The 8,531-nt window shown below is 74.0% G+C and carries 6 protein-coding genes; 2 read left to right on the top strand and 4 right to left on the bottom strand.

What is annotated here, in order from left to right; genetic code table 11:
* Window positions 1-978, bottom strand: a 978-nt coding sequence (locus G3I42_RS21275) for an FAD-dependent monooxygenase (RefSeq protein WP_164288245.1), incomplete at its 3' end; no start/stop codon positions are given.
* 534 nt (window positions 979-1,512) lie between these two features.
* Here G3I42_RS21275 and pepN point away from each other — a divergent pair.
* Window positions 1,513-4,086 carry an aminopeptidase N gene (pepN, locus tag G3I42_RS21270; protein WP_164288243.1) on the top strand — a complete coding sequence of 858 codons (2,574 nt, stop codon included), beginning with the start codon at window positions 1,513-1,515 and terminating at the stop codon, window positions 4,084-4,086.
* 966 nt (window positions 4,087-5,052) lie between these two features.
* The gene (pssA, locus tag G3I42_RS21265; protein WP_164288241.1) at window positions 5,053-6,093 is read left to right on the top strand and encodes a CDP-diacylglycerol--serine O-phosphatidyltransferase; all 1,041 of its coding nucleotides are present in this window, start codon (window positions 5,053-5,055) and stop codon (window positions 6,091-6,093) included.
* A gap of 203 nt (window positions 6,094-6,296) precedes the next feature.
* Here the strand turns inward: pssA and G3I42_RS21260 are convergent, their stop codons facing one another.
* The 3 genes from G3I42_RS21260 to malQ form a co-directional block, all read right to left on the bottom strand.
* Complete coding sequence (locus G3I42_RS21260) at window positions 6,297-6,704, bottom strand: PPOX class F420-dependent oxidoreductase (RefSeq protein ID WP_164288238.1); 408 nt, start codon at window positions 6,702-6,704, stop codon at window positions 6,297-6,299.
* 210 nt (window positions 6,705-6,914) lie between these two features.
* Window positions 6,915-7,157 carry a hypothetical protein gene (locus tag G3I42_RS21255; RefSeq protein ID WP_009065353.1) on the bottom strand — a complete coding sequence of 81 codons (243 nt, stop codon included), beginning with the start codon at window positions 7,155-7,157 and terminating at the stop codon, window positions 6,915-6,917.
* A 242-nt stretch (window positions 7,158-7,399) separates the two neighbouring features.
* Window positions 7,400-8,531 (bottom strand): 4-alpha-glucanotransferase (gene malQ, locus G3I42_RS21250; protein WP_164288236.1); only part of this gene is annotated, 1,132 nt, incomplete at its 5' end.

Below are 8,531 nucleotides of genomic sequence, written 5' to 3'. Positions count from 1 at the left end.
CCTGAGCGGCGCGCGGCCGACGAGGGGGCTGCCGTGGATGCGGGGCGTGGCGGCGAGCAGCGCGGGCACGTCGAGGTCGCCGATGCGCCAGCCCGCGTAGTGCGGCAGCACCTCGGCGAGCCGCCCCCTGCGGTTCCAGTCGGCGGCTCCCGCGCCGCCGGGCAGCGCCTCCGGATCGAGCCGCACGCTCGCGGTCCAGTGCAGGAGCGCCTGGCCGCGGCGCGGCAGGCTCGCATCGCGGTACGGGCCGCCCGGGTACGGGGCCCCGGGGCCGTTCCCGTACCCGTACGGGGGCTGCGGGCCGTTGTCGTACGGGTACGAGACGGGGTGGACGTGGAGGCGGACGCCGCCGCCGCCCGCGACCACGACGGTGCGCCCGCCGAGGACGGGCTGCCAGGGGACGAGGCCGCGCCACAGCCACACGCCGCTCCAGCCCGGGGGCGCCTCGCCGGGGTGGAGCCCCGCGCGGACCGCGGAGCGCAGCCCGTCGGCGCCTATCAGGGCGAGCGCCGTCTCGGTGCGTACCCGCCCGCCGCCGCGCAGGGTGACCCCTACCCCTTCGCTCTCGCTCTGGTGGAAGCGGACGACCGCGGTCGAGGTGCGCACCGCGTCGGCGCCGAGTCTGGCCCGTACCGCCTGGAGCAGAAGGTCCTGGAGAGCGGCGCGGTGAATGCTGTACTGCGGCACGGGGTGCCCCAGGCCGAGGCCGCGCGGCTCGCTCCACAAGTGGCAGCCGTGCCGGTCGTAGTGGGAGAGGACGGCGGGGGCGACGGCGTGGCGGGCGAGCATCTCGCCGAGGCCGAGCGCGGTGAGTTCGGCGACCGCGCTGGGCGGCAGGCTCACGCCGGTGCCCGCGGGCAGCGGGAGGTCGGCGGCCTCGACGACAGCGGCCCTGATCCCGGCCGCGTGCAGGGCGAGCGCGAGGGTGAGGCCGCCGATCCCGGCCCCTGACACCAGGACGTCGTGGTCCACGGGCACGGGCGCGCACCGCCTCTCGTACGGGGCCCTCGGCGCCGGGCGCCGGCCGGGCCCGCGGGTCCCGGTCGCGGCCCGGGACGGGGCCGCGGCGCGCGGATAGTACCCCGGGTGGCACTGGGTGCAGAACGGCCGGAGCGGGCAGAGGGTTCCGTTCTGAGCGGAGAAAGGGGTTTCTGGCCCCCTCGGCCGGAACTCGGGGAAATATCAGGGCAGCCGGTCGGGCATCGCGGGGCGCCACCGGGGGAAGGGGCGGACGGGACAAGGGGTCTCGGGGACATCCCCCACCGCCGTCTCGGGGGTGGATCGGGGAAGGGTTCGAACAGAACCCGGGGACGCTCTCGGGGAAAACCCGGAGCGACCCCCGAGAGCCGGCGGCCGTGGTGCGTCCGGCGCGGGAATCCATGGTCCTCCCGGGCCCCGCGTGGGCCTGCCCGCGTGGAAGGATGGCCGGGACGGCATCACACACCGAAACCGACATTCGGCGCGGCGGGTCATCCCCCTCCCGCACCGGACCGAGCAGGACGAGGAGCGAGCGTGCCTGGCACGAATCTGACCCGCGAAGAGGCGCAGGAGCGGGCGCGGCTGCTGACGGTCGACGCCTACGACATCGACCTCGACCTCAGCGGCGCGCAGGAGGGCGGTACGTACCGCTCCGTGACGACCGTGCGCTTCGACGCGGCCGAGGCGGGCGCGTCGACGTTCATCGACCTCATCGCGCCCGCGGTCCACGAGGTCGTCCTCAACGGCGAGTCCAGGGACCCCGCCCAGGTCTTCGCCGACTCCCGCATCGCACTCGACGGGCTGCGCGAGGGCCGCAACGAGCTGCGGGTCGTGGCGGACTGCGCGTACACCAACACCGGTGAGGGCCTGCACCGTTTCGTCGACCCGGTGGACCAGCAGGCTTACCTCTACACGCAGTTCGAGGTCCCGGACGCGCGCCGCGTCTTCGCCAACTTCGAGCAGCCCGACCTCAAGGCCACCTTCACCTTCACCGTGACGGCTCCCGAGGGCTGGACGGTCATCTCGAACTCGCCGACGCCCGAGCCGAAGGACAACCTCTGGTCCTTCGCGCCGACGCCGCGCATCTCCTCGTACATCACCGCGCTCATCGCGGGCCCGTACCACTCGGTGCACAGCGAGTACGTCGACGGCGAGCAGCGCGTGCCGCTCGGCATCTACTGCCGGCCCTCGCTCGCCGAGCACCTGGACGCCGAGCACATCTTCGAGGTCACCCGGCAGGGCTTCGCCTGGTTCCAGGAGAAGTTCGACTACCGGTACCCGTTCGAGAAGTACGACCAGCTCTTCGTCCCCGAGTTCAACGCGGGCGCGATGGAGAACGCGGGCGCGGTGACCATCCGCGACCAGTACGTCTTCCGCTCCAAGGTGACGGACGCGGCCTACGAGCGGCGCGCCGAGACCATCCTCCACGAGCTGGCCCACATGTGGTTCGGCGACCTCGTGACGATGGAGTGGTGGAACGACCTGTGGCTCAACGAGTCCTTCGCCACCTACACCTCGGTCGCCTGCCAGGCGTACGCGCCCGGCACGCGCTGGCCGGCCTCCTGGACGACCTTCGCCAACACCGAGAAGACGTGGGCCTACCGGCAGGACCAGCTGCCCTCCACGCACCCGATCATGGCGGAGATCAAGGACCTCGACGACGTCCTCGTCAACTTCGACGGGATCACGTACGCGAAGGGCGCGAGCGTCCTCAAGCAGCTCGTCGCCTACGTGGGCATGGACGAGTTCTTCGCCGGGGTGCGGGCGTACTTCAAGCGGCACGCCTTCGGCAACACGCGGCTCAGCGACCTGCTCGGCGCCCTGGAGGAGACCTCCGGGCGTGACCTGTCGACATGGGCGAAGAAGTGGCTCCAGACCGCCGGGATCAACGTGCTGCGCCCGGTGATCGACGTCGACAGCGAGGGCCGCATCACCTCCTTCGCCGTCAAGCAGGAGGCGCCCGCGCTGCCCACGGGGGCGCGCGGCGAGGCCGTACTGCGCCCGCACCGCATCGCGATCGGGCTCTACGAGCTGGGCGCGGACGGCAAGCTCGTGCGCACGGACCGGGTGGAGCTGGACGTGGACGGGGAGCTGACGCCCGTCGAGGCGCTCGTGGGCAAGCCGCGCCCGGCCGTCGTGCTCCTCAACGACGACGACCTCTCCTACGCCAAGGTGCGCCTCGACGAGGACTCGCTGAAGGTCGTCACCGAGCACCTGGGCGACTTCGAGGAGTCGCTGCCGCGCGCCCTGTGCTGGGCCGCGGCCTGGGATATGACGCGTGACGGCGAGATGGCGGCGCGCGACTACGTCGAGCTGGTGCTGCGCGGGGTCGGCAAGGAGTCCGACATCGGTGTCGTGCAGTCGCTCCAGCGGCAGGCGAAGCTCGCGATCGACCAGTACGCGGCCCCGGTGTGGCGCGACCGCGGGCTGACCCGCTGGACCGACGCGACGCTGGCGCACCTGCGGGCCTCGGCCCCGGGCAGCGACCACCAGCTCGCCTGGGCCCGCGCCTTCGCCGACACCGCGCGCACCCCGGACCAGCTCGACATCCTCGTCGGCCTCCTGGAGGGCACGCAGAGCATCGAGGGTCTCGCCGTGGACGCGGAGCTGCGCTGGGCCTTCGTGCAGCGGCTCGCCTCCGTGGGGCGGTACGACGTCGAGGAGATCGACGCCGAGTTCGCCAAGGACCGTACGGCGGCGGGCGAGCGGCACGCGGCGACGGCCCGCGCCGCCCGCCCGGCCGAGGAGGCGAAGGCGGAGGCGTGGGCCTCTGTCTTCGAGTCCGACACGCTTCCGAACGCGGTGCAGGAGGCCGTGATCTTCGGCTTCGTGCAGACGGACCAGCGTGAGCTGCTCGCCCCGTACACGGAGAAGTACTTCGCCGGCGTGGGCGAGGCGTGGAACAGCCGCTCGCACGAGATGGCGCAGCAGATCGCGGTGGGCCTGTACCCGGCGCTCCAGGTCAGCGAAGACACCCTCGCGGCCACGGACGCCTGGCTCGCCTCGGCCGAACCGTCGGACGCCCTGCGCCGCCTCGTCACGGAGTCCCGGGCGGGCATCGAGCGCGCCCTGAAGGCCCAGTCGGCGGACGCGGCAGCCGGCCACTGAGCCGAGCCCCCGGCGGCGGTTCGAAGCCCGCCGGCCGGACTCCGGCGGTCCGGCTCCGGCGGGTTCGGCTCCGGCGGGGCTGCGGGTGGCCCGGTACCGCTGGGGAACGGCGGCTGCCGGGCACCGGCCGGACGGGTAATGCTCGCCGGGGGTGACGGGCACGGCCAGGATGGGCGGAGCCTCGGCCTGAGTCGGCGATCCCCGACTCGGGCGCCGATCCTGGCCGAGGCGCCGGTCCAGGCCGACGGCCGGTCCGCTAACGGGCCGATGGCCCAGGTATGAGGGTCGTCCAGCGCCTGTCGGGGCCGGGCCGCCCCCGGCAGGCGGTCGGCAACCGGCGTGGCCCGGGCGCCCCTGACAGGCCGAGCTTGGAGGCCCGGCCCCGGCCCGTCACGGGCTGTCCAAGCCGGAGCCCGGCGGTGCGTCGGCCCGGCCGGGTTGGCCCGCCACCGCCGGGTGCGGTGTCACAGGAGCGGTGCCGCCAGCCAGCCCGTGCCCGGGACCAGGCCCCTGCCCCAGTCTTCGGGGCACCTGCACTGGCCCCGCGGCTCCTGGACCGCCGGCCCGCACCCCAGCCTTCGACGGGCATGCACCGGTCCTCGGGCCGTGGGGACCGGCCCTCGGGGGCGCGCCCCACGCCCGGGGCGGGGGCTGGGGGTGGCGGCGCGTTGGGGTTCTCGTCGCCGCCGCGCCCTCCAGAGCGGATTGCTAGTCCGGCAAAGGGAACTGACTCAGCGTCAGCAGGCGTCTTATCGGGAGAATTCGGGGGGTCGTGGAGGGGTCGGCGGGTGCCCGGAGTCATCCGAGCGCGCCCCCGCTCGCTACAGTGGCCACTTCGCGATGACGAGCCGTCAAGGTTCGGGCATGTCCGTCCCCCTTCGGTGACGTGCCTTGTCGCGACTCCCGGAGCAGCGCGGCGCAGTGGCGTCCGCCGCTTCGGAACACCTTCAAGTTCCCCCAAGGAGCATGATTTTGAGCGTCACCGAACCGGAGACGACCCCCAGGACCTGGCGAAGGGGCCGGCGTACGGCCCGCCTCTCCCGCCTCCCCCGTCAGGTCCACCGCCCCGCCGCCCGGGCAGGCCGCACCCCGCTCAGCGCGTCCGCTCCCTCCCCCGCCCCGGCCCGCCCCGCCCCGGGCACCGGCCGCACCGGCACCGGCATCGCTCTGGCCGAGGCACCGTCCGACCCCACTCCCGGCACCCCGCCCGGCACCCCGCCCGGGACCACCACTGGCGGCAGCGGCGGTGAGGAGGAGGTCCGGCTGCGGCTGTCGCTCGCGGACCTGCTCACGCTGGGCAACGCGGTGTGCGGTTTCGCGGCGATCTACTGCGTCACCACCGCCGTCCTCATCCCGCACCTGCTCGACGGGACGAGCGGCGACGGGGTGCGGCAGGGCGGTGCGTCGGCGGTGATGTTCATCCTGCTCGGCGCGCTCTTCGACCTGTGCGACGGGATCGTCGCACGTCGTTTCGGCGGCTCCGGGATGGGTCCCGAGCTGGACAACCTCTCGGATCTCATCAGCTTCGGTCTCGCGCCCGCCTACTTCGTCCTCGTGTGGGGTCTCGTCGGTGGCGGCGAGAACCACCTCGGGCTCACGACGGTCTCGGCCGTCGCGGTGCTGCTCGGCGGGGTGATGCGGCTCGCGCGTTTCTCCATCACGACGATGCGGGACGGAATGTTCGAGGGGATGCCGATTCCGTTCGCCGCGCTCACCGTGCTCTCCGTCGTGTTGCTCCAGCTCTCCTTCGTCGTCACCGTCCTCGCGGTGCTCGCGATCGCGTACCTCATGGTCAGCCGGGTCGCCTACCCGAAGCCGACCGGGCGGCTCGCCGTGGCCACCGCCGGGTGGGGGGCCGTCAACATCGCTTGCCTCGTGGCCTGGGCGCTGGACTGCCCCGGCGGCGAGACCTTGCTCGTGACGGGCTGCTGCCTCCAGGTCACCCTCGCCGCCGCGCTGCCGGTCACGGCCGGCGTGCGCAGGGTGGCGGGCCGCCGCCTCGCCTGACCCGTACCACCAGCAAGGGGCCCCGGAGCAGACCGCTCCAGGGCCCCTTTCCCGTCCCCATGCTCGCGCCGGTCCATCACGACGCACCCGCACCCGCACCCGCGCACCGCGCCCGCACCCGCACCCACGCACCGCAGCACCCGCAGCCCGCCCCGCCGATGCGCCCCGCGCAAAGCCCGTACCCGCCCGTGCCCGCGTCGGTGTCAGGCGGCGTTGCCCGTGATCCGGTCCGGGGTGATGCGCAGGACGACGCGGACGTTCTCCGGCGGCTGCTTGAGGAAGTCCTCGCCCGCGCCGGGGCCCTTGTACCGCTCGGCGAGGCGGACGGCGATCGCGCGTCCCTCGTCCTCGGAGACCAGCGCCGTGCCGCGCACCTCGACGTACCGCTGCGGGTCCTCGGGGTCGTAGACGCACAGGCTGACGGCCGGGCGCCGCTGGGCGTTGCGGACCTTGAGGCGGCCTTCCTGCGAGGAGACGACGATGTCGTCGCCGTCGAGGCCGTACCAGACGACGGAGGTCGCGGGGTGACCGTCGGCGCCGGTGGTGGCGAGGACGGCGTAGAGGGGCCGCGCGAGCAGCGCGCGGGCGGAATCGCTCAGCTTGATGGCCATGCGCCGGATGCTATGTCCGGCGACGGTCCGGGGGAACGGGAGGACAACGCCCGTATGCCGGGCGCCCGCTGGGACGGCCCGCGCGGGACGGGCCCGGCCGGACCAGGATGCGCGCAGGGAACTCCGGGCATGCCAGCGGCCGGACCCTGGTCCTCACCCGTGGGGAGGAGAGCGGTCCGGCCGGTCCGGCGGACGGGGAAGCGCTGCGGCTCAGGCGTGCGGCTGCTGGCCCGCGCTCTTCTTGGTGCCGACGACCACGAGGCCCGCGATCACCAGGAACGCGAGGATCGGGATGCCGACGAACAGACCGAGGGTCTGGATCACGCTCAGGCCTGAGCCGGGGTCGTCGCCGTCGTCGCGGGTGAGCGCGAGAGCGGGGGACGTCATGGCCAGCATGAGCAGCGTCGTACCGGCGGCGATGGTGCCGGCGCGCAGGGAGTTCTTCTTGTCCACGGGCTTCTTGTCCACGGTCCCAACTTAGCCGGGTCGCTTCCGCGACACGCGGGCGGGGGGCCCGTATGGGGAGGTACTTCCGCAACACGCCGAAGCCTCACCCCCGCCGAAGCCTCGAACCCGCAAACGAAGACCCGCCCCAGCCCAGCCCCACCCCGCCGAAGACCCGCCCCCAGCCCAGCCCCGCCGAAAAATCACCCCCACCGAAGCCCCCCCGAGCCCGCCTTCACCGAGCCCCGCCCTCACCACTCCCCCGGGTCCCCCACCCCGTCCCGCAAGCCCGCGAAGAAGTCCGCCACCCGCTGCGAGGCCGTCAGTTCCTCCAGGCTCAGCGCGCGCGCCTTCGCGTCGGAGAGGGGCAGGCGCCAGTTGGGGTACTCCGTCCAGGTCCCGGGGAGGTTCTGCGGGCGGCGGTCGCCGACGGTGTCGGGGAGCCAGATGCCGGTGAGCGCGGCGGGGGTGCGCAGCAGGAAGCGGTGCACCGCGCGGATCACGCCCTCCTCGTCCTCGGGGCCTTCCGGCAGGAGCCGCAGTTCGCCGAGGCGGTCGAGCCACTCACGGAGTTCGGCCGCGGCCCGCGCGCGTTCCTCCTCGTACGGGACGCTGAGCAGTCCGAGCCGTTCGCGCAGGATGACGTCGTCGCCCGTGAAGCGTGCGGCGGTGGGTGGCAGGTCGTGCGTCGTGGCGGTGGCGAGCGCGCCCGGGCGCCATTCCTCGGGGGCGAGCGGGCGGGCGCCGTCCGCCCAGTCGCGTTCGAACCACAGCACGGAGGTGCCGAGGATGCCGCGCCGCGCGAGCGTGTCGCGTACTCCGGGCTCGACGGTGCCGAGATCCTCGCCAATGACGAGCGAACCCGCCCGGTGCGCCTCCAGGCAGAGCACGGCGAGCATGGCCTCGGCGTCGTAGCGCACGTACGTACCGGCCGTCGGCTCCTCGCCCGCCGGAATCCACCACAGCCGGAAGAGGCCCATGACGTGGTCGATGCGGACGGCGCCCGCGTAGCCGAAGAGGGCGCGGAGCAGGGCCCGGTAGGGGGCGTAGCCGGAGGCGGCGAGGCGGTCGGGGCGCCAGGGTGGCAGGCCCCAGTCCTGGCCGCGCGCGTTGAAGGCGTCGGGCGGGGCGCCGACGGAGATCCCGGCGGCGAAGACGTCGCGCTGCGCCCAGGCGTCCGAGCCCTCGGGGTGGACGCCGACGGCGAGGTCGTGGACAAGGCCGACGGGCATCCCCGCTTCGCGCGCGGTGCGCTGGGCCGCGCGCAGTTGCTCCTCGGTGAGCCAGGCGAGATGGCGGTGGAAGGCGACGCGTGCGGCGAGGTCGCCGCGCGCGCGGGCGGTCGCGGCCGAGCGCGGGTCCTGGAGCCCGTCCGGCCAGGCG

Source organism: Streptomyces sp. SID11385, assembly GCF_010548245.1.
In the GTDB taxonomy this organism is placed as follows: Bacteria; Actinomycetota; Actinomycetes; order Streptomycetales; family Streptomycetaceae; genus Streptomyces.
This window is presented reverse-complemented; position numbering and strand designations above follow the sequence as displayed.